The 24,286-nt window shown below is 73.1% G+C and carries 25 protein-coding genes; 13 read left to right on the top strand and 12 right to left on the bottom strand.

All coding sequences use genetic code 11. The annotated features are described in order from the left end of the window. Positions 1-84: 84 nt before the first annotated feature. Positions 85-1,029, bottom strand: a complete 945-nt coding sequence (locus ACWCXH_RS25370; RefSeq protein WP_449803775.1) for a metallophosphoesterase — start codon at positions 1,027-1,029, stop codon at positions 85-87. Positions 1,030-1,053: 24 nt separating this feature from the next. Continuing rightward, positions 1,054-1,734, bottom strand: coding sequence for a CGNR zinc finger domain-containing protein (locus ACWCXH_RS25375; RefSeq protein WP_449803776.1), 681 nt, complete (start codon positions 1,732-1,734; stop codon positions 1,054-1,056). Positions 1,735-1,824: 90 nt separating this feature from the next. On the opposite strand from ACWCXH_RS25375, the gene ACWCXH_RS25380 reads away from it, so the two are divergent. Next, positions 1,825-2,280 (top strand): GatB/YqeY domain-containing protein, encoded by a 456-nt coding sequence (locus ACWCXH_RS25380; protein WP_449803777.1) that lies wholly within the window; start codon positions 1,825-1,827, stop codon positions 2,278-2,280. A 120-nt stretch (positions 2,281-2,400) separates the two neighbouring features. Here ACWCXH_RS25380 and ACWCXH_RS25385 read toward each other — a convergent pair whose 3' ends face one another. After that, entirely contained in the window at positions 2,401-4,752 is a 2,352-nt protein-coding gene (locus tag ACWCXH_RS25385) for a transglycosylase domain-containing protein (protein ID WP_449803778.1), read from the bottom strand. Between the two features lie 426 nt (positions 4,753-5,178). Here ACWCXH_RS25385 and ACWCXH_RS25390 point away from each other — a divergent pair, with 426 nt between their 5' ends. Further along, entirely contained in the window at positions 5,179-5,502 is a 324-nt protein-coding gene (locus ACWCXH_RS25390; RefSeq protein ID WP_195911063.1) for a WhiB family transcriptional regulator, read from the top strand. Positions 5,503-5,689: 187 nt separating this feature from the next. Here ACWCXH_RS25390 and ACWCXH_RS25395 read toward each other — a convergent pair whose 3' ends face one another. Together ACWCXH_RS25395 and ACWCXH_RS25400 are read right to left on the bottom strand one after the other, a co-directional pair. Beyond that, positions 5,690-6,913, bottom strand: a complete 1,224-nt coding sequence (locus ACWCXH_RS25395; RefSeq protein ID WP_449803822.1) for an ArsA family ATPase — start codon at positions 6,911-6,913, stop codon at positions 5,690-5,692. A gap of 5 nt (positions 6,914-6,918) precedes the next feature. Beyond that, complete coding sequence (locus tag ACWCXH_RS25400; protein ID WP_449803779.1) at positions 6,919-8,046, bottom strand: ArsA-related P-loop ATPase; 1,128 nt, start codon at positions 8,044-8,046, stop codon at positions 6,919-6,921. Positions 8,047-8,256: 210 nt separating this feature from the next. Between ACWCXH_RS25400 and ACWCXH_RS25405 the strand changes: the two genes are divergently transcribed. From ACWCXH_RS25405 to ACWCXH_RS25425, 5 genes are all read left to right on the top strand, one after another. After that, positions 8,257-8,415: a DUF4177 domain-containing protein gene (locus ACWCXH_RS25405; RefSeq protein ID WP_195911064.1), complete on the top strand. Its 159-nt coding sequence runs from the start codon at positions 8,257-8,259 to the stop codon at positions 8,413-8,415. After that, a complete protein-coding gene (locus ACWCXH_RS25410) occupies positions 8,412-8,879 on the top strand; it encodes a RidA family protein (RefSeq protein WP_449803780.1) in 468 nt (155 codons plus the stop codon). The genes ACWCXH_RS25405 and ACWCXH_RS25410 overlap by 4 nt, the downstream gene beginning before the upstream one ends. Positions 8,880-8,950: 71 nt before the next feature. Next, complete coding sequence (locus ACWCXH_RS25415) at positions 8,951-9,814, top strand: NUDIX hydrolase (protein ID WP_449803781.1); 864 nt, start codon at positions 8,951-8,953, stop codon at positions 9,812-9,814. Between the two features lie 84 nt (positions 9,815-9,898). Further along, the gene (locus ACWCXH_RS25420) at positions 9,899-10,072 is read left to right on the top strand and encodes a hypothetical protein (RefSeq protein ID WP_449803782.1); all 174 of its coding nucleotides are present in this window, start codon (positions 9,899-9,901) and stop codon (positions 10,070-10,072) included. Continuing rightward, positions 10,069-10,902: an MBL fold metallo-hydrolase gene (locus tag ACWCXH_RS25425; RefSeq protein WP_449803783.1), complete on the top strand. Its 834-nt coding sequence runs from the start codon at positions 10,069-10,071 to the stop codon at positions 10,900-10,902. The genes ACWCXH_RS25420 and ACWCXH_RS25425 overlap by 4 nt, the downstream gene beginning before the upstream one ends. A gap of 65 nt (positions 10,903-10,967) precedes the next feature. On the opposite strand, the gene ACWCXH_RS25430 is transcribed toward ACWCXH_RS25425, so the two are convergent. Together ACWCXH_RS25430 and ACWCXH_RS25435 are read right to left on the bottom strand one after the other, a co-directional pair. Then, entirely contained in the window at positions 10,968-11,642 is a 675-nt protein-coding gene (locus ACWCXH_RS25430; protein ID WP_030240972.1) for a Crp/Fnr family transcriptional regulator, read from the bottom strand. A gap of 152 nt (positions 11,643-11,794) precedes the next feature. After that, on the bottom strand, positions 11,795-12,829 hold the full coding sequence (locus tag ACWCXH_RS25435) for a DUF5937 family protein (protein WP_449803784.1): 1,035 nt from the start codon (positions 12,827-12,829) through the stop codon (positions 11,795-11,797). A gap of 136 nt (positions 12,830-12,965) precedes the next feature. On the opposite strand from ACWCXH_RS25435, the gene ACWCXH_RS25440 reads away from it, so the two are divergent. Beyond that, a complete protein-coding gene (locus ACWCXH_RS25440; RefSeq protein ID WP_449803785.1) occupies positions 12,966-13,793 on the top strand; it encodes an isocitrate lyase/PEP mutase family protein in 828 nt (275 codons plus the stop codon). A gap of 112 nt (positions 13,794-13,905) precedes the next feature. On the opposite strand, the gene ACWCXH_RS25445 is transcribed toward ACWCXH_RS25440, so the two are convergent. Further along, positions 13,906-15,204 (bottom strand): MFS transporter, encoded by a 1,299-nt coding sequence (locus ACWCXH_RS25445; protein ID WP_449803786.1) that lies wholly within the window; start codon positions 15,202-15,204, stop codon positions 13,906-13,908. A 106-nt stretch (positions 15,205-15,310) separates the two neighbouring features. On the opposite strand from ACWCXH_RS25445, the gene ACWCXH_RS25450 reads away from it, so the two are divergent. From ACWCXH_RS25450 to ACWCXH_RS25470, 5 genes are all read left to right on the top strand, one after another. Beyond that, positions 15,311-15,892: a CGNR zinc finger domain-containing protein gene (locus tag ACWCXH_RS25450; RefSeq protein WP_449803787.1), complete on the top strand. Its 582-nt coding sequence runs from the start codon at positions 15,311-15,313 to the stop codon at positions 15,890-15,892. 572 nt (positions 15,893-16,464) lie between these two features. Beyond that, positions 16,465-17,334 (top strand): endonuclease III, encoded by an 870-nt coding sequence (nth, locus tag ACWCXH_RS25455; protein WP_449803788.1) that lies wholly within the window; start codon positions 16,465-16,467, stop codon positions 17,332-17,334. A 14-nt stretch (positions 17,335-17,348) separates the two neighbouring features. Next, entirely contained in the window at positions 17,349-18,080 is a 732-nt protein-coding gene (locus ACWCXH_RS25460) for an NUDIX hydrolase (RefSeq protein ID WP_449803823.1), read from the top strand. A 46-nt stretch (positions 18,081-18,126) separates the two neighbouring features. Next, entirely contained in the window at positions 18,127-19,311 is a 1,185-nt protein-coding gene (locus ACWCXH_RS25465; protein ID WP_449803789.1) for a MarP family serine protease, read from the top strand. Positions 19,312-19,523: 212 nt separating this feature from the next. Continuing rightward, entirely contained in the window at positions 19,524-20,225 is a 702-nt protein-coding gene (locus tag ACWCXH_RS25470) for a metal-dependent hydrolase (RefSeq protein ID WP_449803790.1), read from the top strand. Positions 20,226-20,300: 75 nt separating this feature from the next. Here ACWCXH_RS25470 and ACWCXH_RS25475 read toward each other — a convergent pair whose 3' ends face one another. The 4 genes from ACWCXH_RS25475 to nhaA form a co-directional block, all read right to left on the bottom strand. Continuing rightward, positions 20,301-20,510, bottom strand: a complete 210-nt coding sequence (locus ACWCXH_RS25475) for a hypothetical protein (RefSeq protein ID WP_449803791.1) — start codon at positions 20,508-20,510, stop codon at positions 20,301-20,303. Between the two features lie 122 nt (positions 20,511-20,632). Next, positions 20,633-21,643: an alpha/beta fold hydrolase gene (locus ACWCXH_RS25480; protein ID WP_449803792.1), complete on the bottom strand. Its 1,011-nt coding sequence runs from the start codon at positions 21,641-21,643 to the stop codon at positions 20,633-20,635. Between the two features lie 76 nt (positions 21,644-21,719). Further along, a complete protein-coding gene (locus ACWCXH_RS25485) occupies positions 21,720-22,196 on the bottom strand; it encodes a phage holin family protein (RefSeq protein ID WP_449803793.1) in 477 nt (158 codons plus the stop codon). Between the two features lie 382 nt (positions 22,197-22,578). Next, positions 22,579-23,967 (bottom strand): Na+/H+ antiporter NhaA, encoded by a 1,389-nt coding sequence (gene nhaA / locus ACWCXH_RS25490; protein WP_449803794.1) that lies wholly within the window; start codon positions 23,965-23,967, stop codon positions 22,579-22,581. Positions 23,968-24,286 lie beyond the last annotated feature (319 nt).

Below are 24,286 nucleotides of genomic sequence, written 5' to 3' on the forward strand. Positions count from 1 at the left end.
CTCCGTCTCCTTCGCGACGAGTAGAACTCTACCGGACGCTCGCCGAGACACGAAATCCGATTCCCGGCGGGCGTCCGGGGCAGGTCAGTGGGGGGCCGGGGTGAGGGTGAGGAGGGTGGCCTCGGGGGGGCAGGCGAAGCGGACGGGGGTGTAGCGGTTGGTGCCGCAGCCGGCGGAGACGTGGAGGTAGGAGCGGCGGCCGCCGGCGGTGTGGGTGGAGAGGCCCTTGACCCGCTTGGCGTCGAGGTCGCAGTTGGTGACCAGGGCGCCGTAGAAGGGGATGCAGAGCTGGCCGCCGTGGGTGTGGCCGGCGAGGATCAGCGGGTAGCGGTCGGCCGTGAAGGCGTCGAGGACGCGCAGGTAGGGCGCGTGGACGACGGCGAGGGAGAGGTCGGCGTCGGCGGACGGGCCGCCCGCGACCTCGCTGTAGCGGTCGCGGCGGATGTGCGGGTCGTCGAGGCCGGTGAACTCGAGGTCGAGGCCGCCGACGGTGAGGCGCCCGCGGGTGTTGGTCAGGTCGAGCCAGCCGGCTGCGTCGAAGCCGTCGCGGAGCTTCTCCCAGGGGTTGTGGACGGCGCCGGTGATGCCGCGGCGGGCGGTGCCGTCGGGGTTGTTCATGCCGTGGATGCCGCTGCGCATGGCCTGGAGGTAGCGGGCCGGGTTCTTGCGGGCCGGGCCGTAGTAGTCGTTGGAGCCGAAGACGTAGACGCCGGGGAACTCCATCAGCGGCCCGAGCGCGTCCAGGGTGGCGGGGACGCCGAGCGGGTCGGAGAGGTTGTCGCCGGTGTTGACGACGAGGTCGGGGCGCAGGCCCGCGAGGCTCTGCAGCCAGCGCTGCTTCTTGCCCTGGCCGCTCACCATGTGGATGTCGGAGACCTGCAGTACCCGGAGGGGACGGGCGCCCCGGGGCAGGACGGGGACCTCTACCCGGCGCAGCCGGAAGGAGCGGACCTCGTACCCGGCGGAGTAGGCGAGGCAGGCGGCGCCGGTGGCGGCGATTCCGAGGGGGACGGAGTACAGCGGTCGCATCGCTCCATGCTCTCAGACGGCGGATCAGCTGGTGAACGCCTGTCCGCCCGGAAGGGATACGGGCCGGGGCGGGGTATCCCCCGACTGCTCCGGTTCCCGTCGGGCCCGCAGTGCCCGGACCTTGTTGCGGTTGCCGCAGCGCTCCATGGAGCACCAGCGGCGCCGGCCCGGCCGGGAGGTGTCGACGAAGATCAGGTAGCAGTTGTGCGCGCCGCACTCCCGGATCCGCTCCGCGTACGGGCCCGTGAGCAGGGCGATCGCGTCCCGGGCGACGGTGGAGGCCAGCTGGTCGCCGTCGGCGGGCAGGGGAGCCGCCGCGGTGCCGTCGGGGGCGATCCGCGGGACGAGCGGGGGGTGCTCGGCGGCCCGGTTGAGGACGGCGTAGTCGGCGGCGTCGCCGTGTTCGCCGTGGGCCCGGGCCGCGGTGAGCCGCCAGAGGGCGTCGCGCAGGGTGCGGGCGGTGGTGAGCTGGGCGGGGGTGATCCGGACGGCGTCGGGGGGCAGGCGCAGCCGTGTGCCGGGCAGCCAGGCGGCGAGGTCGGCGGGCTCGTGCAGGACCTCCCGGCGGGCATAGGCGCCGGGGCCGCCGGTGGGGAGCAGTTCGAGGCAGAGCGCGCCGGGGTCGAAGTGGAAGCTCGCGCCTCCGGGGGTGGTCAGCACCAGCCCGGGGGCGGCGGTCGGCTCGGCCTCGGCACCTTCGGTCATGTAACCACTCTAATGGGTTACAGGACTTGCCGACAGCCCGCGGCGGTTAATGCCGGGCACCCGAACGCCGCAGGTGGGAGACTCTGGGCCATGACGACGCTCAAGGAGCAGCTGCAGGAGGACCTCACGGCTGCCATCAAGGACCGGGACGAGCTGCGCTCGTCCACCATCCGGCTCACGCTCGCCGCCCTCACCGCAGAGGAGGTGGCGGGCAAGACGAAGCGCGAGCTGTCCGACGCCGAGGTGCTCAAGGTGGTCACCCGCGAGGCGAAGAAGCGCCGGGAGGCCGCCGAGGCGTTCGACACCGCGGGCCGGGCCGACCAGGCCGCCCGGGAGCGGCAGGAGGGCGAGGTGCTCGCCTCGTACCTGCCCAAGCAGCTCTCGGACGAGGAGCTGGCCGCGATCGTGGCCGCCGCCGTCGCGGAGAGCGGGGCCACCGGTCCGCAGGGCATGGGCGCCGTGATGAAGCTGCTGCGGCCGAAGGTGGACGGTCTGGCCGAGGGCGGCCGCGTCGCCGCCGCGGTGAAGGCCGCACTGGCCGGCTGAGCCGCGGAACGCAGGTCCACCGCGGGCCGAAGAGCACAGGAGAACGCGAAGGGCGTCTCCCGAGATCACTCGGGAGACGCCCTTCGTCGTACCACTACCTACTACCTGCCGGCGCCCGGCTCAGCCGCCGTTACCGCCGCCGCCGTGCTTGCCGCCGTTGCCGTTCCCGCCGATGAAGCCCGGCGGGAAGGTGAACCCGCCGCCGATCATCCCGCCGGCGTTGTTGCCCCCGCCGGGGTTGCCGCCGGGGTTGGCCGGGGGCGGCGGGTTGCCGCCGGGCTGGGGGCCCGGGTCGGCGGCCGGCGCGGTGGCACCGGCCGCCGGGTTGGGCGTCGGGTCCGGCTTGGGCATGTCCGGGATGCTCGCGGTGGGCAGCTGCTCCACGGGAGCGCCCTTCAGCGCCTGGTTCATCGCCATGCGCCAGATCGGGCCGGGGCCGGTGGCGCCGAAGACCTCGGGGAAGGTGGTCGGGCCGATCTTGATGTTCTTCATCGGCACGCCGCCGGCCGGGCCGCCGAGCCAGACCGAGGTGGCCAGCTGCGGGGTGTAGCCGCTGAACCAGGCGGCGCGCTTCTCGTCCGAGGTGCCGGTCTTGCCAGCGATCGGACGGCCGTCGTCCAGGCCGAGGTCCTTACCGGTGCCCTTCTCGGTCACGCCGCTCAGCACGGTGTTCATGGCGTCGGCCGTGTTCTCCGAGAAGGCCTGGCTGCACGAGGCCTGCGGAACCGGGACGTCCTTGCCGCCCACCGTGGTGATCTTGTTGATGGCGATCGGGGTGCAGTACTTGCCCCGGGCGGCGAACGTCGCGTAGACGTTCGCCATGGTCAGCGGGGACATCTCCTGCACGCCGAGGCCCATCGAGGGGACCTCCTCCAGCGCCTTGCCGCTGGCCTTGGTGGTGATGCCGAGCTTGTTGGCCATCTGCTTCACCGGGCAGAGGCCCATGTCGGCCTCCATCTCGACGAAGTAGGTGTTGACGGAGAGGGCCATGGCCGACTTGAGGTCGTAGGGGCCCTTCTCGTTCTCGTTCTCGTTGGGGACGGTCCGGTCCTTGCCCTTCGCCGTGTTCTTCCAGGTGCCCTCGCAGGTCTTCATCGTCGGCCACTCGATGCGGTTCTCCGACTTGTACTGCTGGGTGGGCGGCACCCCGGATTCCAGAGCGGCGGCGGCCACGATCGGCTTGAACGTCGAGCCGGGCTGGAAGCCGTTGCCGCCGCCCATGGCCGCGTCGACGTTGAGGTTGACGACGGTCTGGTTCTTGTTCGGGTCCAGGCCGTACGGACGGGTCTGGGCCATGGCGAGGATCTTGCCCGTACCGGGTTCCATCATGGTGGCGGCAGCCGACACCGGGTCGGTCACGTACACGAGCTTGGTCACCGCGTTCTGCGCGGCGGCCTGCTTGTCCGGGTCCAGCGTGGTGTAGATGTTCAGACCGCCGGTGTCCCACAGCTTCTTGCGGTCGGCCTCGGACTTGCCGAACGCCGGGTCCTGCTTGACCACGTGGCGCACGTAGTCGCAGAAGAAGCCCATGCCGGCCTGGGCGGTGATGCAGCCGTTCTGCGGGTCCTTGTACTTGAGGCCCAGCGGGGCGGCCTTCGCCTCCTTCGCCTGGTCGGCGGTGATGTGCTTGTTCTCGAGCATCTTGTCGATGACGACGTTCCGGCGCTTGACCGTGTTGTCGGGGTAGCGCACCGGGTCGTACGACGACGGGTTCTGCACCATGCCGGCGAGGGTGGCGGCCTCGGCGATGGTGAGGTCCTTGTTGCTCTTGCTGAAGTAGCGCTGCGACGCGGCCTCGACCCCGTAGGCCTGGTGGCCGTAGAAGGTGATGTTGAGGTAGTTGGTGAGGATCTGGTCCTTCGTCAGGTCCTCCTCCAGCTTGATCGCGACCTTCAGCTCCTGGATCTTGCGGCCCAGGGTCTTGCGCTGCGCCTCCAGGACGGCGGCCTGGTCGTCGCCGGCCTTCTCGACGTTGACGTTCTTCACGTACTGCTGGGTCAGCGTCGAGGCGCCCTGGGACGCGGTGCCGCTCTCGGCGTTCTTGCTGACGGCCCGAAGGATGCCCTTGAGGTCGACGGCGCCGTGCTCGTAGAAGCGGGCGTCCTCGATGTCGACCTGGGCGTGCCGCATGAACGGCGACATCTGGTCGGCGGTGAGGACGGTGCGGTCGCGCTCGTAGACCTTGGCGATCAGGCCGCCCTTGGCGTCGAAGATCTGCGTCGCCTGGGTCAGCGGAGGCGTCTTGAAATCGTCGGGGATGTTCTCGAAGCTCTCGGCCGTGTCCTTGGCGGTGAGCCCGAGTGCGCCGACGGCAGGCAGGGCGAGGCCCGCCAGCAGGACTCCGGAGAGCACGCTGACGCCCAGGAACTTCACTCCGTGTCCCGCGAAGTCCAGCGGTGACCCGCGCCGCTTGCCGCGCGGAGCTCCGGTGTTGCCTGGGGGCTGGGGTGCCTGGGGGCGCTTCGGTGCCATGGGGAGAACCCTACGTCGCCGAATCCCCTCCATAGGGGCAGGTGTTCGCCTAGGCTTGTCACAAGCTTGCGACAGCTTCGGTGCGTCAGCATGACTCACTCTTGTGAGTGGGGAGACTTGCCCGAATTGCCCTTTTCCTGGTGGATTTTGAGGCGGCTGCGGCCCGCTGTATCCGGGTGAACGGTAGCGCTCCGTGACGGCGCGCGTGGAGAGCGTTGCCGTGTTGCGGTCGGCAAGGCTTGCGACCTGCGGTCACTCCAACGAGTGAGCTGGCCGACACCCATAGTCCAATCGGGTCATTCGAGATTGAGCCCGAAGGGGCTGTTGCAAGCTGTCGTTCTTCCGTAACGTCCTCAACTGGCAACGGTGAATATGCCGTTGCCGCCGTGGGGGAGCCTCGAAACAGCGGGAGAGGACGGCGCCGGCATGGGCTGGGTTGACGATTGGAGTGCGCAGGCCGCCTGCCGCACGAGTGATCCGGACGAACTGTTCGTCCAGGGGGCGGCGCAGAACCGCGCGAAGGCGGTGTGCAGCGGTTGCCCCGTCCGTACGGAGTGCCTCGCGGACGCGCTGGACAACCGCGTGGAGTTCGGGGTCTGGGGCGGGATGACGGAGCGCGAGCGCCGGGCGCTGCTGCGCCGCCGTCCGACGGTGATCTCCTGGCGCAAGTTGCTGGAGACGGCCCGGACGGAGTACGAGGAGTCCCTGGCCACCGGGGTGATACTGACGGACTACGCCCAGGCGGGCTGACCCGGCACGCGATCACTCGCGCCGGGCCGCCCCACCGGCCCGGGCCCACACCAGGTGCGACGCCCCGCACCCGTGCGACGCCCCACGCCTTCGCACCGAAACGCGCGTCCGCTCGACGCCGCCGTCCCCGCGACGGTGCTGCCCCCCCCGCGACGCCACGCCGCGGCTTACGCCGCCCAGCGGCCTCCTACACCGCGCCGCTCAGCCTGTCCCCGATGGCCCGCAGCCCGTCGAGGTCGTGCACGTCGCCCGGCAGCGCGGCGACCTCCACGATCGGCACGTCCGGGTACACCGACACGAAGCGGTCCCGGGTCCTGCGCTCCCTCGCCATGATCTGCATCCGCTCGGCGTGCAGTCGCAGCAGTCCGGCCGCGAGCAGCTCCGCCTCGGGCGACGAGTGCTCCGAGCCGTTCTCCTCCAGCGCCTCGGCCGCCGCCAGCGCCCGTTCCGCCGTGAGCTGCGGGGCACCCGAGCCGTGCACCCGGTTGAGCACCAGCCCGGCCAGCGGCATCCGGTCCGCGGCCAGCCGGTCGACGAAGTACGCCGCCTCGCGCAGCGCGTCCCGCTCCGGCGCGGCCACCACCAGGAACGCCGTGCCCGGCGCCTTGAGCAGCTGGTACGTGCGGTCGGCCCGCTCGCGGAAGCCGCCGAACATCGAGTCCATCGCGCTGACGAAGGTCTGCACGTCGGTGAGCAGCTGGGTGCCGAAGATCTTGCCCAGGGTGCCGGTGAGCAGGCCCATGCCGACGTTGAGGAACTTCATCGCGCTGCGGCCGCCGACCTTGGCCGGGGCGGTCAGGATCCGGATCACCTTGCCGTCGAGGAAGGAGCCGAGCCGGTTGGGCGCGTCCAGGAAGTCCAGCGCGGAGCGGGACGGCGGGGTGTCGACGACGATCAGGTCCCACTCCTCGGCCGCGCGCAGCTGGCCGAGCTTCTCCATGGCCATGTACTCCTGCGTGCCCGCGAAGCCCGCCGACAGGGACTGGTAGAACGGGTTCTCCATGATCGCCCTGGCCCGTTCGGGTTCGGCGTGGGCGAGCACGACCTCGTCGAAGGTCCGCTTCATGTCGAGCATCATGGCCTGGAGTTCGCCCTCCCGCCGCCCGCCGCCACCCTCGTCCGAGCCGCAGAGCGGCGCCCCTTCCATGGCCGTGACCCCCTTGACCACGCGAGGCGTGTTGTCGAGCTCGGTCAGGCCCATGGACTGGGCGAGCCGGCGGGCCGGGTCGATGGTCAGGACGACGACCTTGCGCCCGCGTTCGGCGGCGCGCAGCCCGATCGCCGCGGCGGTGGTGGTCTTGCCGACCCCGCCCGAGCCGCAGCAGACGATGATCCTGGTCTTCGGGTCGTCGATCAGCGCGTCCACCGCGAGCCGGCTGCCCGTGCCGCGCACCCCGTTGTCGTCGCCCATCGCGTTCACGCCGCCCCCTGCCGCTTGAGTTCGCTCGCCAGCCGGTACAACCCGCCGAGGTCCACGCCCTCGCCCAGCAGCGGGAGTTCGTAGGTGGGGAGCTTCAGCTGCTGGAGGTCGGCGCGCTGCTCGCGCTCCAGCTCGACCCGCTCGGCGTGCTCCCTGGCCTGTTCCAGGAGCGGGTCGAGCAGCGGGTCCACCGCGGCCCGGACGGTGTCCGGCTTGCGCGAGCGCCCCCCGAGCCCGGCCTCGCCGAGGGCCAGGGCCACCTCCTCGCGGTGGTCCCCGTCCACCGCGGCGACCGCGGCCGCGTCCAGCAGCGGCGGCCGGACCATGTTGATCATCACGCCACCGACCGGGAGACCGGCCTCGCGCAGCTCGGCGAAGCCGTCGACCGTCTCCTGCACCGGCATCTCCTCCAGCAGGGTGACCAGGTGCACCGCGGTCTCAGGCGACTTCAGCACCCGCATCACGGCCTGCGCCTGGGTATGTATCGGCCCGATCCTGGCCAGTCCGGCCACCTCGGAGTTGACGTTCAGGAAACGGGTGATGCGGCCGGTCGGCGGCGCGTCCATCACGATCGCGTCGTAGCTGCGGCGGCCGTCCGGGCCCTTGCGGCGGGAGGCCTCGCAGGCCTTGCCGGTGAGCAGGACGTCCCGGACGCCGGGGGCGACGGTGGTCGCGAAGTCGACGAAGCCGACCTTCTGCAGCGCCTTGCCGGCCCGGCCGAGCTTGTAGAACATCTCCAGGTACTCGAGCAGTGCCTGCTCGGTGTCGATGGCCAGCGCGAAGACCTCGCCGCTGCCGCCCGTCGAGCCGCTGCCCGTCGAGCTGCCGCCCGTCGAGCCGCCGCCGGGACCGTCGGCGCTCGCCGGCAGGCCGAGCTGGCTCCGGGAGACCGAGGCGATCCGGCGCTCCTCGTACGGCAGCGCGGCGATCCCGAACAGCTCGGCGATGCCCTGCCGGCCCTCCACCTCGATCAGCAGCACCCGGCCGCCCTCGGCGGCGAGGGCCAGCGCCAGCGCGGCGGCCAGCGTGGTCTTCCCGGTGCCGCCCTTGCCGCTGACCACGTGCAGCCGGACGCCCTCCCAGTCGGGGTCGCGCCGGGCCGCCTGGCCGGGGGTGCGTGCCACGCTCCGTCTCCGTCCGTCTCCGAGGGCCGGGGGCCGCTCCGTCGGCCGGCCCGCTCTCCGGTTGCCCTCTCGCGAGAGTAACCAGGGAGCGCGCCGGATGCCCGGAGCACTGGGGGGACCGGGCCTGAATCATGCCCCCTTTGTGGGCCACCTCACACGCCGGTCCGCCGGCGGGGCCGATCGCCGCGGCGGCTCGTCTAGAGTCTGGCCATGACCAAGTGGGAATACATGACGGCGCCCCTGCTGGTGCACGCCACCAAGCAGATCCTGGACAACTTCGGCGAGGACGGCTGGGAGCTGGTCCAGGTCGTGCAGGGCCCCAACCCGGAGACCCTGGTGGCCTACTTCAAGCGGGAGAAGAACGCATGAGCAAGGTCGAGTCCAAGCTCGCCGACCTGGGGCTGAGCCTGCCGCCGGTGGCCGCGCCGGTCGCCGCGTACGTGCCGGCCCTGCGCGCGGGCGAGTTCGTGTTCACCTCCGGCCAGCTGCCGGTCGTCGACGGCAAGCTGCCGAGCACGGGCAAGGTCGGCGCCGAGGTGTCCCCGGAGGAGGCCAAGGAGCTCGCGCGGACCTGCGCACTGAACGCCCTGGCCGCCATCAAGTCGGTGATCGGCGACCTCGACCTGATCGAGCGGGTCGTCAAGGTCGTCGGCTTCGTCGCCTCCGCCCCCGACTTCACCGGCCAGCCGGCCGTGATCAACGGCGCCAGCGAGCTGCTCGGCAAGGTGCTGGGCGAGGCCGGCGTGCACGCCCGCAGCGCGGTCGGTGTCGCGGTGCTTCCGCTGGACGCCCCGGTCGAGGTCGAGCTGCAGGTGCGGGTCAAGAGCGCCTGACCGCTCCGGTCGTGATCACGAGGCGGGGTCGGGCCTGTCCAACCCCGCCTTCGTGCGCTTAGCATCCGGGCATGGACCATCGAGCCACGACGCTCCCGATGCCGCCCGGCTGGCCCGCCCGGATCCGGGCGGTCGACTCCGGCGCGGTGACCCCGCCGGCGGCCAAGCCCGCCGCGACGGTGGTGCTGCTGCGCGACGCCGCCACCGGGCCGGAGGCCTACCTGCTGCGCCGGCGCACCTCGATGGCCTTCGCCGCCGGCATGTACGCCTACCCGGGCGGCGGGGTGGACCCGCGGGACGCCGAGGCCGAGCCGGCCTGGGCCGGGCCCGGCCCGCAGGAGTGGGCGCGGCGCCTCGGCGTGGACGCCCGGACGGCGCAGGCGGTGGTCTGCGCGGCCGTCCGCGAGACCTTCGAGGAGGCCGGCGTGCTGCTGGCTGGCCCGGACGCGCGGAGCATCGCCGAGCCGCGCGACTGGAGCGCCGAGCGGGCCGCGCTGGAGGCGCACGAACTGTCCTTCGCCGACTTCCTCCGCGCCCACGGCCTGGTGCTGCGCAGCGACCTGCTGGGCGGCTGGGCCCGGTGGATCACCCCGGAGTTCGAGGAGCGCCGGTACGACACCTGGTTCTTCGTCGCCGCCCTGCCGTCCGGCCAGCGCGCCGCCCTGGAGGTCGGCGAGGCGGACCGGGTGGCCTGGATGGCGCCCGCCGAAGCCGTCCGCGGCTACGACGAGGGCCGGTTCGGCATGCTGCCGCCGACCGTCACGGTGCTGCGCGAGCTGTCGTCGGTGCGGACCGCCGACGACGCGCTGACCGCAGCCGGGCGGCGCACGCTGGACCCGGTCCTGGGCCGGGCCGAAGTCCGCGGCGACCGCATGACCGTTCGATGGCCCGGGTATGACGAGCTGACCATCGACGGGGACTTCCCCGAGACCTGAGCCCCACCGCAGACCTGAGCCCCACCGCAGACCCGGGTCTCACAAAAGACCCGAGCCTCACCGCAGAGAAAGGACCGACGCCCGATGACCCACAACGACGTGGCTCGCCGGACGGCACCCGAGATGCCCGCCCGCCGCCTGATCCCGCGCACCCCGGCCTGCGACGAGCCGGTCCCGTTCGTCGAGGTGGCCCAGCGGGCCCTCGTCCGGGTGCTGCCGCTGCGCGCCCTGCACCGCGACGGCGAGGGCAGCCGGTGAGCGGACTCCTCCCGGGTGACCCCGCCGCCGAGGTCGGCGGCGAGGCCACCCCGCGGGCACTGTGCGTGCTGGCGCCGAACCCGTCGCCGATGACGCTGGACGGCACCAACACCTGGCTGCTCTCCGAGCCCGGCTCGGACCTCGCGGCGGTGATCGACCCGGGCCCGCTGCACGAGGGCCACCTGCGCCGGGTGATCGACCTCGCCGAACAGCAGGGCAAGCGCGTGGCGTTCACCCTGCTCACCCACGGCCACCCGGACCACTCCGAGGGCGCGGCCCGTTTCGCCGAGCTCACCGGCAGCAAGGTCCTGGCGCTGGACCCGGCGCACCGGCTCGGCTCCGAGGGCCTGGTGCACGGGCGGCGCCTGGACGTGGGCGGACTGGACCTGCGGGTGGTCGGCACCCCCGGGCACACCTCGGACTCGCTGACCTTCCACCTGCCCGCCGACGGCGCGATTCTCACCGGCGACACCGTCCTCGGCCGCGGCACCACGATGGTCGCCCACCCGGACGGCCGCCTCGGCGACTACCTGGACTCGCTGCGCCGCCTGCACACGATGGCCTCCGAGCACGGCGTGCGGACCGTGCTGCCCGGTCACGGGCCGGTGCTCGCGGACGCGCTGGGCGCCGTCGACTACTACCTGGCCCACCGGGCCACCCGGCTCGCCCAGGTGGAGACGGCGGTCGAGGCGGGCTGCCGGACCGCGGCCGAGGTGGTGGCCCGGGTGTACGCGGACGTGGACCGCTCGCTGTGGCCGGCCGCCGAACTGTCGGTGCGGGCGCAGCTGGAGTACCTGGAGGAGCACGGGCTGATCCCGGACCTGGGCTGACCCTCGGAGCGCCGAAGGGCCCGCCCTCCGGTGCGGAGGACGGGCCCTTCGGAACGCTCGGAGCGTCAGCGCGAGCGGCGCGAAAGCCGCTCGACGTCCATCAGGACGACGGCACGCGCCTCCAGCTTCAGCCAGCCGCGGCCGGCGAAGTCGGCGAGCGCCTTGTTGACCGTCTCGCGGGAGGCGCCGACCAGCTGGGCGAGCTCCTCCTGGGTGAGATCGTGGGCGACGTGGATGCCCTCCTCGGACTGCACGCCGAAGCGGCGGGAGAGGTCGAGCAGGGCCTTGGCGACGCGCCCGGGCACGTCGGAGAAGACCAGGTCGGACATCACGTCGTTGGTCCGGCGCAGGCGGCGGGCGATGGCCCGCAGCAGCGCGATGGAGACCTCGGGACGGGCGTGCAGCCAGGGCTGGAGGTCGCCGTGGCCGAGGCCGAGCAGCTTGACCTCGGTCAGCGCGCTGGCGGTCGCGGTGCGCGGGCCCGGGTCGAACAGCGACAGCTCGCCGATCATCTCGCTGGGGCCGAGGACGGCGAGCATGTTCTCGCGCCCGTCCGGCGAGGCGCGGTGCAGCTTGACCTTGCCCTCGGCGACGACGTACAGCCGGTCGCCCGGGTCGCCCTCGTGGAACAGCGACTCACCACGGGCGAGGGTGACCTCGGTCATGGAAGCGCGCAGCTCGCCGGCCTGTTCGTCGTCGAGTGCCGCGAAGAGTGCGGCGCGCCGCAGAACGTCGTCCACGTGCTTCCTCCTTCTCGGCCGGTTGGCGGGTGGGCCGTCCGGCGCAAGTTCCGTTCAGTGTTCTGCATCACCAAGCATGGCGCATGTCGCTCCGATCATATGAGGAGGGGGTACACCGAGGTGTGGTTCGCGGGGCCATTCGTACGGTTCGGTCAGGTGCCGGGCCGCGCCGCGGGGCCGGTCCGGTCGAATGTCCCTCCGGGCTGGTCGAGCAGGGATTCGGCGGTGGCCGTGCGGGCGTAGAGGACGGTGTGCCCGGCCCGGTGGGCGCTGGTCAGCCCGGCGGCGCGCAGGGCGGTGAGGTGCTGGGAGACGCCCGCGGCGGACAGGCCGGTGCGGCGGGCCAGCTCGGTGGTCGAGGCCGGGGACTCCAGCTCGGCCAGCAGCCGGGCGCGCGACCTGCCGAGGACGGCGGCCAGGGCGTCCGGGCAGGCCGTGGTGCGGGGCTCCCACAGGGTGGCCACGCCGCGCGCCGGGTAGACCAGCTGCGGCGGGTCGGGCGGGAGCACCCGGGTGAGGATGCGCGGCCAGGCGAACACGGACGGCAGGAGCAGCAGGCCGGCCCCGGTGTGGAGCCGGGAGACGAGGCAGTGCCGTCCCTCCATGCGCAGCGCGGTGCCGTCCCAGCGGACCGTCTCGTGCAGGTCGTCGAGCACACGGGCGCTGCCGTGCTCGGCGGCCTGCCGGGAGCGGTGGAAGACGTCGGCCTCCAGCAGTGCGCGGATCCGGGCCCAGTAGGGGGCGAGCGCGATCTCCCAGTACGCCTCGATCTCGGCGGCGAGCTGCGGGAGCCGGGCGGGCGGGTCGCGGTGGAGCGGCTCCAGCACGGCGGGCAGCCGGCCGCCGGGGGCCTCGGCGGCGACGATGTCGAGGTCGGCCCGGACCTGGTCGGGGCCGGTCGCGGTGATCGCGGCCAGCTCCTCGGCGAGGGTGGGGGCGGAGCCCGTCGGGGTCGGGTTGAGGAAGTCGGGCAGGTGGCCGGTGGGCGGGACCATGGCGGCGAGCCGGCCGCGGTCGAGCCCGGCGGCGGCGATCCGGCCGCCGACCTGGTCGGCCCAGCGGCGGTGCAGCGCGGGGACGGGGGAGTGGGCGAGGGCGCGGAGGCTGGTCACCACCTCCTGCATGGGGGAGACGGCGAAACGGGTCTGGGCGACGTCGTTCGCGGAGAACGTCAGCTCGGTCCGCATGCGGGGCATCCTCTCCGGCCGCTCGGCGGCCGCCCTCCCGGAAGATTCGGCCCCAGCTTAATCACTGGTGGCGGCGCGGGGCCGGGCCGCAGGATGCCTTCGACGCCATCGGTCCGTACGAAAGCGGGTGCTTCGAATGTCCACCACCGCACCGGAGTTGCGCGAGCGTGCCGGAAAGCTCCGCAAGCTCGTCGAGGGCGGCGTGCTCGTGCTGCCCAATGCCTGGGACGCGGGCAGCGCCGCCGTGATCGCCTCGGCCGGCGCCCCGGCGGTCGCCACCACCAGCGGCGGCGTCTCGTGGTCGCTCGGGGCCGGGGACGGCCAGCGGCTGGGCCGGGCGGAGATGGTCGAGGCGGCCCGCCGGATCGTCGCGGCGGTGGACGTGCCGGTCACCGTCGATGCCGAGGGCGGCTACGGTCCGCTGCCCGCGGACGTCGCCGCAACCGTGGAGGCGGTGATCGGCGCGGGCGCGGTCGGTGTCAACCTGGAGGACTCGACGGCCGTCGGCGGTCCGCTGTTCCCGGTGGCCGAGCAGGCCGCGCGGCTGCGGGCGGCCCGGAGGGCGGCGGCCGCGGGGGGCCTGCCGGAGCTGGTGGTCAACGCGAGGACGGACGTGTTCCTGTTCGGCCTGGGCGGGCTCGACGACGTGCTGGAGCGGGCCGAGGCCTACGCGGAGGCGGGTGCGGACGGACTGTTCGTCCCCGGGCTGCTGGACCTCGACGCGCTGGCCGAGTTGTGCGGGCGCACCGCGCTGCCGGTGAACGCGATGGCCGTCGCGGGCGGGCCGACCGTCGCCGAACTCGCCGCCGCGGGGGTGCGCCGCGTCAGCGTCGGTACGGGCCTCGCCCAGCTCGCGTACACCGCCGCGCGCCGGGCCGCCGCCGAACTGCTGGGTGCCGGGACGCTGACGGAGCTCGACGGCTCGCTCGGCTTCGGCGAGCTGAACTCCCTCTACGGGGGCTGACGCGCCGAACCCGGGCGGAGGCGCCGAGGCCGGGCGGACGCGTCGAACCGGGGTCGCCCGGCCCCTCCCCCGAGCGGGCCGGACGACCCCGGTGGTCCGGGGCGGGTGCGGATCAGGCGGCCGGCGGCGGCAGTTCGCGCAGTCGGCTGACCGGCGAGAGGGCGAGCGGGACGAGCATCAGGGCCGAGCCGACGGCGATCGCCATGAGGCCCTGGCGCAGCCCGAGGGCCCCGCCGATGACGCCGCCGAGCAGGCCGCCCAGAGAGCCGCCGCCGAACAGCAGGGTGCGGAACGCCGCGTTCATCCGGCCCATCAGCGGCTGCGGCGTCAGGGTCTGGCGCAGGCTGACCATCACCACGCCGGCCACGCCGAGCCCCAGGTAGCCGACGAAGAACGAGCCGACGAACAGGGCCATCCGCACCGGCTTCGGACCGTCCGCGAACGCGACCAGCAGCGGACTCGCGAAGATCGCCGCCATCGAGACCGCGTAGACCAGGCCCAGCCGCAACCGCTTGATCACCCGCCCGGAGACGGCCGCCCCCGCCAGCCCGCCGACCGAGGAGGCGGAGAAGACGACGCCGATCTGGGTGGGTGTCAGCCCCTGGTCGCGCACCGCGTACAGGACGAACACCGTCCACACCGAGATCATCGAGAAGTTGCAGAACGGCCCCACCAGCGCCAGCGGGCGCAGGACGCGGTCGCCGAAGACCCAGCGCAGGCCCTCGGCCAGCTCCCGTCCGAGGTGCCGGCCCTCCGCCGGCGGCTCGGGGCGGGGCTCGGGCGTGCGGATCCACAGCAGCGTCAGCAGCGAGACCAGGTAGGAGAGGGCGTCCGCCGCCAGCGCGACCGGCGCGGTCAGGGTGCCGATCAGCACGCCCGCCAGGCCGGGCCCTGCGACGTCCGCCGTGGAGGAGGTGACGCCGAGCTTCTGGTTGGCCTCGACGTAGTGCTTCGGGTCCTTCACCAGGGTCGGGACGAAGGACATCCAGCTGACGTCGAACAGGACGGAGAAGACGCCGATCGCGCAGGCGAGCGTCAGCAGCACCGGCAGCGTCAGGTGGTGGGTCGCGGCCAGCAGCGGGATCAGTCCGATGAGCACCATCCGGGCGCCGTTGGCCAGGAGCATGACGCGCCTGCGCCGCATCCGGTCGACCAGGACGCCGAAGACCAGCGCGAGGCCGAGGTAGGGGACCAGCTGCAGGAAGCGCAGCAGGCCGACCTGCTCGGGCGTGGCGTCGAAGGCGATGACGGCGGTGAGCGGCAGGGCGAGCGTGGTGACCTGGCTGCCGAGCAGCGAGAGGGTCTCGCCGGACCAGAACTTGAGGAAGTCCCGGTTGTGTCGCAGCCGGGCCGGCTGCTGCTGGTCGGCCGAACGGGTCTGCGGGTCGGGCCCGATCGCGGTGGCGGTCATCCGGTGGTACTCCCCCTGAGTCAATTCTTACGGCTGGCGCTTGATCAACCGTTAGAATCATGGCAGCTGGACTTGATGGTTGCAAGGGGTGGCTACCATTAGGTCCATGGATTCCGTCACTGCTCAGGAGCGCACGGCACAGTCCTCACCGGGCCTGCCGCTCGCCGTCGCGTTCGCCAACACGCTGATCGCCGTCCGGGGGAAGGTCCGGGACACCGTCGGGACGCCGGAGGAGCTCGCCGCCTGGCTGGCGTCCGAGGCCGATGCTCCCGGGCTGTCGGCCGACGAGGCCGACCTGGCGGGTTTCCGGGTGCTGCGCGACGCGGTCCGTACCGTTCTGCGCGCGTTCGTCGACGGCGAGCCGGCCCCTGCCGTCGAGGTCGAGCGGATCAACGAGGCGTCCGCCGCCGCGCCGCGCTGGCCCGTCCTGACCGCCGACGGAACCGGGCTCACCGTCGTCCAGCGGACCGGCCGCGACGGGTTCCCCGCCGCGCTCGCCGCGCTCGCCCACGGCACTGCCGACCTGCTCGGCGGTCCGCTCGCGGCCGACCTGAGGGCCTGCCACGGGCCGGGCTGCGTCCAGTTCTTCGTCAAGGACCACCCGCGCCGCGAGTGGTGCGGGCCCGGCTGCGGCAACCGGGCCCGCGCCGCCCGCCACTACCACCGGCAGCGCGAGCAGTCGGCCTGACGCCCGGGAAACCGGTGCGCCCCGGAGGGATCCCTCCGGGGCGCACGGGTGCTGCGGGCGCGTCAGTCGGTGAAACCGAGCTCGCCCAGGGCCTTCTCGGATCGCGACCCCGCTCGCGGCGGCCCGCAGCGCGAGCGCCGCGCCGGAGGAGACGCCGATCACGTGGGCCGAGTCGCCGGCGGCCGCGAGGTCCTCGATCTCGCGCTCGACGGCGAACGGCGCGGTGTCCGCGCCCCCGCCGCGCCCGCGCCGGTCGTAGGTGTAGACGGTGTGGCGCGCGGCCAGCTGCTCGGCGACCGCCGCGCCGGGCCGCGAGACCGTCCACAGCCTGTGGACGGTCTCGCGCACGCGGGCCTCGATGTCGTACCTCCAGTACCGCGGATCCGTTTCGCGCACCAGCGTCAACTCCTCGATCTCGGGCGGGAGAAGCACACTGCGGCTGAGTTCGACCACGCCCGCGACGCCGGCCGCCCGCACCCTCCGCGGCGTAACCCCCGCCACCACCCGGGCCGGTGCGGTCGGGGACGGCCAACGCGGCGCACGGGTCCGGCTGTCCGGCGTAGCCTTCGTGCATGGCAGAGAGCAAGGTCCGGAAGACGGCGGCTCCGAAGGCGAAGCCCGCGGCGAAGCCGAGGAAGCCCGAGTCCCGGCTGGCGATGGTGCGGCGGGCGCGCAGGATCAACCGGGAGCTCGCGGAGCTGTATCCGTACGCGCACCCGGAGCTGGACTTCGAGAACCCCTTCCAACTGCTGGTGGCCACCGTGCTGTCGGCACAGACGACGGACCTGCGGGTGAACCAGACGACGCCCGCACTGTTCGCCCGGTACCCCGCCCCGGAGGACATGGCGGCGGCGAACCCGGAGGAGCTGGAGGAGATCATCCGCCCGACCGGGTTCTTCCGGAACAAGGCGAAGTCGCTCATCGGCCTGTCGATCGCGCTGCGCGACGACTTCGGCGGCGAGGTCCCGGGCCGCCTGGACGACCTGGTGACCCTGCCCGGAGTCGGCCGCAAGACCGCCAACGTCGTCCTCGGCAACGCCTTCGGCGTCCCGGGGATCACCGTCGACACCCACTTCGGGCGCCTGGCGAGGCGGTTCGGCTGGACCACCGAGGACGACCCGGTGAAGGTCGAGCTGGCCGTCGCCGAGATCTTCCCGAAGTCCGAGTGGACGATGCTCTCGCACCGCGTGGTCTTCCACGGCCGCCGGATCTGCCACTCCCAGAAGCCCGCCTGCGGAGCCTGCCCGATCGCGCCGCTCTGCCCGTCGTACGGCGAGGGCGAGACGGACCCGGAGAAGGCGAGGAAACTGCTCAAGTACGAGATGGGCGGCCATCCCGGTCAGCGGCTGAAGCCCCCGGGGGACTTCCCCGGCGAGGCCGCCGCGCGCGCCGACGCCGCCGCCCACCGGGGACACGTCGCGGACCTGGCGGTGGGCGAGTGAGCGGGCCGGAGCCGATGGCGCGGGAGATCGAGCGGGACGGTCTGCCGGAGTGGCTGGAGCCCGTCCGGGACGCCGCCGAGCGCGTGCTGCCCGAGCAGCTGAGCCGCTTCCTGCCGCCGGTGGAGGACGCCCGGGCGGCCGCCGTGCTGATGCTCTTCGGGGAGTGCGAGCAGGGCCCCGACCTGCTGCTGATCGAGCGGGCCCGCTCGCTGCGCTCGCACGCCGGGCAGCCGTCCTTCCCGGGCGGCGCGCTCGACCCGGAGGACGGCGACCCGGACGGCCCCGGCCCGATCGCGGCGGCGCTGCGCGAGGCCTGGGAGGAGACCGGCCTGGACCCGGCCGGGGTGCAGGTGTTCGCCGCGCTGCCCGCCCTCTACATCCCGGTGAGCCGCTTCGTGGTGACCCCGGTGCTCGGCTGGTGGCGCGAGGAGTCGCCGGTGCGCCCGGTGGACGCGGGGGAGACGGGCGCCGTGTTCCGGGTGACGATCGCGGAGCTCGCCGACCCGGCGAACCGGGTCCGGCTGCGGCATCCGTCCGGGCACCTGGGCCCGGCGTTCGCGGTGGCCGGGCGGCTGGTCTGGGGCTTCACCGCCGGGGTGATCGACCGGGTGCTGCACCACAGCGGCCTGGAGCGGCCGTGGGACCCGTCCCGGATCGTCGACCTCTCGGACGACGCGCTGGCCCTGGTGCAGGGCGACACCGAGCGCTCCCGCGCGCTGCTGGGCGGCGAAGCCGGTCCCTCGTGAGGGCCCGTCCGCGCGGTCGTGCCGCAGGTCGTGGGAGGGTGTCCGGGTGAACGTCCTGGATGTGCTGCTGATCCTCGCCGCCGTCGGTTTCGCCGTGTCGGGCTACCGGCAGGGCTTCGTGGTGGGCGTGCTGTCGGTCGTGGGCTTCCTCGGCGGCGGCCTGCTCGCGGTGCAGCTGCTGCCGCTGCTGCTCGACCACCTGAGCCCCGGCACGACGGCCTCGGTGGTGGCCGTCGTCGTGGTGATCGTGTTCGCCGCGATCGGCCAGGCGATCACCACGCACTTCGGCTGGAAGCTGCGCGGCCACATCGACCGCCGTCCCGCGCGGGTGCTGGACGCGGCCGGCGGAGCGGTCGTCAACGTGATCTCGATGCTGCTGGTGGCCTGGCTGATCGGCTCCGCGCTCGCGGGAACGTCCCTGCCGACGGTCTCCAAGCAGGTCCGCTCCTCGGCGATCCTCGGCGGCGTCCAGGACGCGCTGCCCGGCGACGCGCCGAACTGGTTCTCGGACTTCTCGAAGGTGCTCGCCCGCAACGGCTTCCCCCAGGTCTTCAACCCCTTCGAGCACGAGCCGATCACCCAGGTCGACACGCCCGACCCCGCGCTGGCCGCCAGCCCGGTGGTGGCGAAGGCCCGGCAGAGCCTGGTCAAGGTGGTCGGCACCGCCACCTCCTGCGGCAAGACCCTGGAGGGCAGCGGTTTCGTCTTCGCCCCGCACCGGGTGATGACCAACGCCCACGTGGTCGGCGGGGTCGACGAGCCGACCGTGCAGATCGGCGGCGTCGGCCAGCTCTACGACGCGACGGTGGTCCGCTACGACTGGCAGCGCGACATCGCGGTCCTCGACGTGCCCAAGCTGAACGCGCCCCCGCTGGCCTTCGCGGGCGAGGCCAGGACCAACGACAACGCCATCGTGGCCGGCTTCCCCGAGAACGGCGCCTTCAACGTCCAGCCCGCCCGCATCCGCGGCCGCATCCAGGCCAACGGCCCGGACATCTACCACCGCGGCCAGGTCGTGCGCGACGTCTACTCCGTCCGCTCGCTCGTCCGCCAGGGCAACAGCGGCGGCCCGCTGCTCGCCCCGGACGGCCAGGTGTACGGCGTGGTGTTCGCCAAGTCGCTGGACAGCGCCGACACCGGGTACGTGCTCACGGCGGCCGAGGTGAAGGACGACGCCGAGAAGGGCAGCTCCGCGACGGCGCGGGTGGACACCCAGGGCTGCGCGCTCTGACGCCGTCCGGCGCGCGAGGGCCTGCCGGCGCACCGGGACCGGTCGGTTCGCCGGGCCCGTCCGGTTCATCACCGCCGGTCGGCGCGCCGGTGCGGCGGAGACCGGATATCCGTCGGACCGTCAGTCCGCCCTGGTAGCCTCGGCCGCGCTCACCCGTTCGGCTCAATCCGGCGCCGTTCCGGAGTGAGTCAACGGGAGGTCGTGGTAGTCCGATGATGGGTCACTCGCACGCGGTCAGCGGGGCGATGCTGTATGCGGCATCGGCGCCGTTCCTGCCCCCGCTGCTGCTGCACACCACGCTGCAGCCGGCGGACATATTGATGGGCACGGTGCTGTGCGCGGGCGCGGCACTGCTGCCGGACCTCGACCACCACGACGGCTCGATCGCCAACTTCCTCGGCCCGGTCTCCAAGGCGCTCTGCCGCTTCGTCGCCTGGGCCTCCGGCGGTCACCGGCACGCCACCCACTCGCTGCTGTTCGTCGCGCTGATGGGCGGCGGCACCTGGGCGGGCGTCACCTTCCTGGGCCGCAACTTCACCCTCGCGGTGACGTTCTTCCTGCTGGCGCTCGCGGTCCGGGCGCTGCGGCTCTGCCCGCCCGGCGACGGCCCGGAGGCGTGGATCACCGTCGTCGGCCTGGCCGCGCTCGGCACCTTCGGGATGAACACCTGGATGCCGAACGCCCCCGGCTGGCTGCCGTACGCGGTCGGCCTGGGCACGCTGGCGCACCTGCTGGGCGACTGCCTGACGAAGAAGGGCGCGCCGCTGCTCTGGCCGCACAAGGAGCGCTACGAGATCGTGCTGATCAAGCGCAGCGGCAACGACGTCGAGACCAAGGTGCTGGTGCCGATCATGTCGGTGGCGACCTTCGCCCTGCTCTGGTTCACGGCACTGTCGCCGACGATCGTGAACTGACGCGACGATCGCGAACCGGGCGGCGTCCAAAGTGCGGACCGAGCGGCGCGTTCTTGACGACCGCGGCGCGGGACCTCAGGTCTCGCGCCGCAGTCGTGCGCCCACCCAGCGGGCGCGTCGGCCGAGGATGCGCGGGATGCCGAGTTGTCGCTGCGCCGAGCGCTGACGGCGGTCCGTGCCGTCGTAGCCGAGGTCGTCCGCCCACTCGGAACGGGGGGCGGACCGGTGCGAGCTGTTCTGGCGTCGGGCGCGCGACGCGCCGCCGCGATCGGGCATCCAGGTCATACCGGAATGGATGCCCCTGAGCCGGTCGGGGTAACCGCCCAGGCGGCATCGAAAGTGTCCTATGCGTTTGTCATATGAACACAACATCACGGGGGTTGGGAGCAGAGGCCCTGTTCAGCGGCTCACTCCTTGTGCCCGCCGATCCAGTCCAGCAGCTCCGTCGTGAACTCCTCCGGCGCCTCCTCGTGCGGGAAGTGCCCGACGCCCGGCATCAGCCGCCAGCGGTACGGCGCCGCCACGTACTCGCCGCCGCCGAGCGCGGTGTGCGACAGCAGCACCGGGTCGGACGCCCCCTGGACGTGCAGTGTGGGCGCGCTGATCGGCTTCTTCATCCGGCGGGCGAACTGGATGCCGTCCGGACGGGCCATCGACCGCAGCAGCCAGCGGTACGGCTCGATCGAGCAGTGCGCCGTGCTGGGGATCTGGATCGCCTGCCGGTACGCGTGCACCGCGGCCTCGTCCAGTGTGTCCGGCCCGGTCCACTCGTCCAGGTAGCGGGCGACCAGTGCGGCGTCGTCGGCGACCAGGCGGCGTTCCGGTATCCACGGCCGCTGGAAGCCCAGCACGTGCTCGAAGGCGGCGATCTGCCGGCGGTCGGTGAGCAGCGCCCGGCGCAGGTCCCGCGGGTGCGCGGCGGACACCACGGTGAGGCTCTGGATCACCGACGGGCGCATCACCGCCGCCACCCAGGCCAGGGTGCCGCCGGAGGCGTGCCCGACCAGGTGGGCCCGGCGCTCGCCGAGCGAGCGGATCACCCCGGTGACGTCCAGGGCGAGGTTGCCCGGGTCGTACCCGCGCGGGGTGCGGTCGCTGCCGCCGATGCCCCGCAGGTCGAGCGCGACCGCCCGGTAGCCGGCCTCGGCGAGCGCGGTCAGCTGGTGGCGCCAGGCCCACCAGTACTGCGGCCAGCCGTGCACCAGCAGCACCAGCGGGCCCTCGCCCAGCTCGGCGATGTGGAACCGGGCGCCGTTGGCGGCGAGGTCGCGGTGCGTCCACGGGCCTCCCTGCCGGATGCTCCAGGCCTCGGCCTCCGCTGTCTCCGCGGCCCTGTCGACAGCCTCCCGGCCGGGCTCCTGGTCGGGGCCGGAGTCGGCGGACGGCTGCGCGGGCACGGGCTTCTGGTCAAGCGGCATACCGAGAGCGTGTCACATCCGTGCGTCGAACACGCGCCCGGCACTCGCTGTCGGTGCACCCGACGGGGGCGCGCCCTTACGGGATGCGGCCCAGCGCGCGGTCGATCTCCTCCTTGGTGGCCGGCCGCGGACGGGCGTTCTTCAGCACGTCGGCGGTCTTCTGAGCGCCCTCGATGGTGCGGACCGGCTTCTCGATCCTCTTGAACGAACGCCACGCCAGCATGCCGAGCAGCGCCGCGAGCAGGAGGTAGGCGCCGGCCACGATCAGGAACGACCAGCCGAGCGACAGGCCGAGCGCGTGGATGCCGAAGGCCGCCGCGGCGCTCAGCATCGGGACGGCGGCCAGCGCCACCACCCCGGCGACCGTCAGCGACACACCGCCGGACACGCCGCGCTTGACGTCCGCCCGCAGCTCGGCCTTGGCGAGCGCGATCTCGTCGTGGACCAGCGCGGACAGGTCGGCGGTGGCCGCCGCGAACAGCTGCCCCACCGAACGCTCGCCCTCGTAGGGCGCCCGGCCGTTGCTGGACGGGTCTGCGGCTCCTGCGGGCATCAGCGGTTCTCCTCTGCGGCTGTGCGGCGTGACGCCGCCGCTCGGTGCGGTTCCGGGGACCGGAGGGGGCCCGGAGGCGTCAGTGGACTGTCGACAGCTCAGAATCATGCCCCTACCGGCCAGTCGCACACCACTCCGGGGCCCCGCCGGAGCGACGTGTCCCGGTGGCCCGACGCCCCGTGGAGCCCGTGGAGGGCCCCTGCGGGGCTGCAGGGGTCCTCGTGGGTGCCGGGAGCGCGGGGCGGGCGCCCGGCGGGCCACAGGGGCCCTGAGCGACTCTCAGCAGCTGTTCGGCGCGAACGGGTGGGTGAACGGGACGGACCCGGTCGTCAGGGCGGACCCGGTCATCGGGACGGGCGGGCTCGGTGGGACGGATTCGGGATCAGCGGGCCGTGCCCCGACCGGCGTCCGGCCGGTCGTCGCCGGGGTGCGGCGCGAGCTTCGCCACCCGGGCCCGCCAGGCCGGGTCGTCCGGCTGGTAGACGTCCGGGATGCCGTCGCCGTCCAGGTCCCGGTCCTCCTCCTCGCACAGCGCGCGGTAGTGCCGGTTGCGCAGTTTGAGCAGCACGGTCGCGACCACCGCGCAGAGCAGCGAGCCCACCAGGACGGCCGTCTTCGAGCGGTCGGCCAGCGCCGGGTCCCCGGGGAAGGCCAGCTCGCTGATCAGCAGCGAGACGGTGAAGCCGATTCCCGCGAGCACCGCGACTGCGAACATGTCGGCCCACTTGAGCTGCGGGTTCAGTTCCGCCCTGGTGAACCGGGCGGCCAGCCAGGTGCCGCCGAAGATGCCCACCGTCTTGCCGACCAGCAGGCCGATGACGATGCCGAGCGGCGTGGCCTGGGTGAACACCTCGCGCAGCGCCGGGAAGGAGATCGTCACCCCGGCCGCGAGCAGTGCGAACACCGGGACGGCCAGCCCGGCCGACAGCGGGCGGACGAGGTGCTCGATGTGCTCGCCGGGGGAGTGCTCCTCGTCGCCCTCGCGGTGGCAGCGCAGCATCAGGCCCATGGCGACGCCCGCGACCGTGGCGTGCACGCCGCTCTCGTGCATCAGTGCCCAGACGACGAAGGCCAGCGGCACGAACAGGTACCAGCCGTGCACCCCGCGCCGGTGCAGGAACCAGAACAGCACCAGGCCGGCGAAGGCCAGGCCGAGCGCCCAGAACCTGATGCCGGAGCTGTAGAAGATCGCGATGATCAGGATGGCGATCAGGTCGTCCACGACGGCCAGGGTGAGCAGGAAGGCGCGCAGCGCCGAGGGCAGGTGGCTGCCGACCACGGCCAGGACGCCGAGGGCGAAGGCGATGTCGGTGGCGGTCGGGATCGCCCAGCCGGTCGGATGGCCGCCGTCGCCCGAGTTGATCAGGGCGAACAGGATCGCGGGAAGCGCGACGCCGCAGACCGCGGCTATCACGGGCAGCACGGCGGCGCTCGGGCTGCGCAGCTCGCCCGCGACGAACTCGCGCTTGAGCTCGATGCCGGCGACGAAGAAGAAGATCGTCAACAGGCCGTCCTTGGCCCAGCCGCCGAGCGTCAGGTCGAGGTGGAGCGGGGCGGACGGGCCGACGGTGCGGTCGAGGACGCTCTCGTACGCGTGCGGCCAGACGTTGGCCCAGATCAGCGCGACCACGGCGGCGGCCAGCAGCAGGATGCCGCCGACCGTCTCGGTGCGCAGCGCGTCGGTGATGTACGCGCGCTCGGGCAGGGGCAGCCGGCCGAGGAGCTGCCGGCGGTGGGTCGTCGGCTCGTTGACGGGCGGCTGTCGGGTCACGCTCGGACCTCCTGCGGGCTGGGAACGGCAATCGGATGCACTCGTGGTGCGAAGTGCCGACCAGACTTCCCGGCGCGCCCTTTGACGCCCGGATTCCCGTTCGAGGATCTTGATGCGTCTTTGACAGTCTAGCTGGAACGTTCGAGTACATTCGGATTTGTCCCAGCTGAGGACCCAAGCCCTGGCCGCGCGTTCTGCACCCTCGCGGAGCACCGGCGCCGCACCCGAATGGCCCCGGCCGCGTGCAGACGAGTGAACGCGTTCCTGCCGTCGGGTGCAGGCGCCGCCCGGCCCGGGCCGACACCCGGTTCGAATGCGG

The sequence above is a fragment of the Kitasatospora sp. NPDC001660 genome (genome assembly GCF_053596725.1).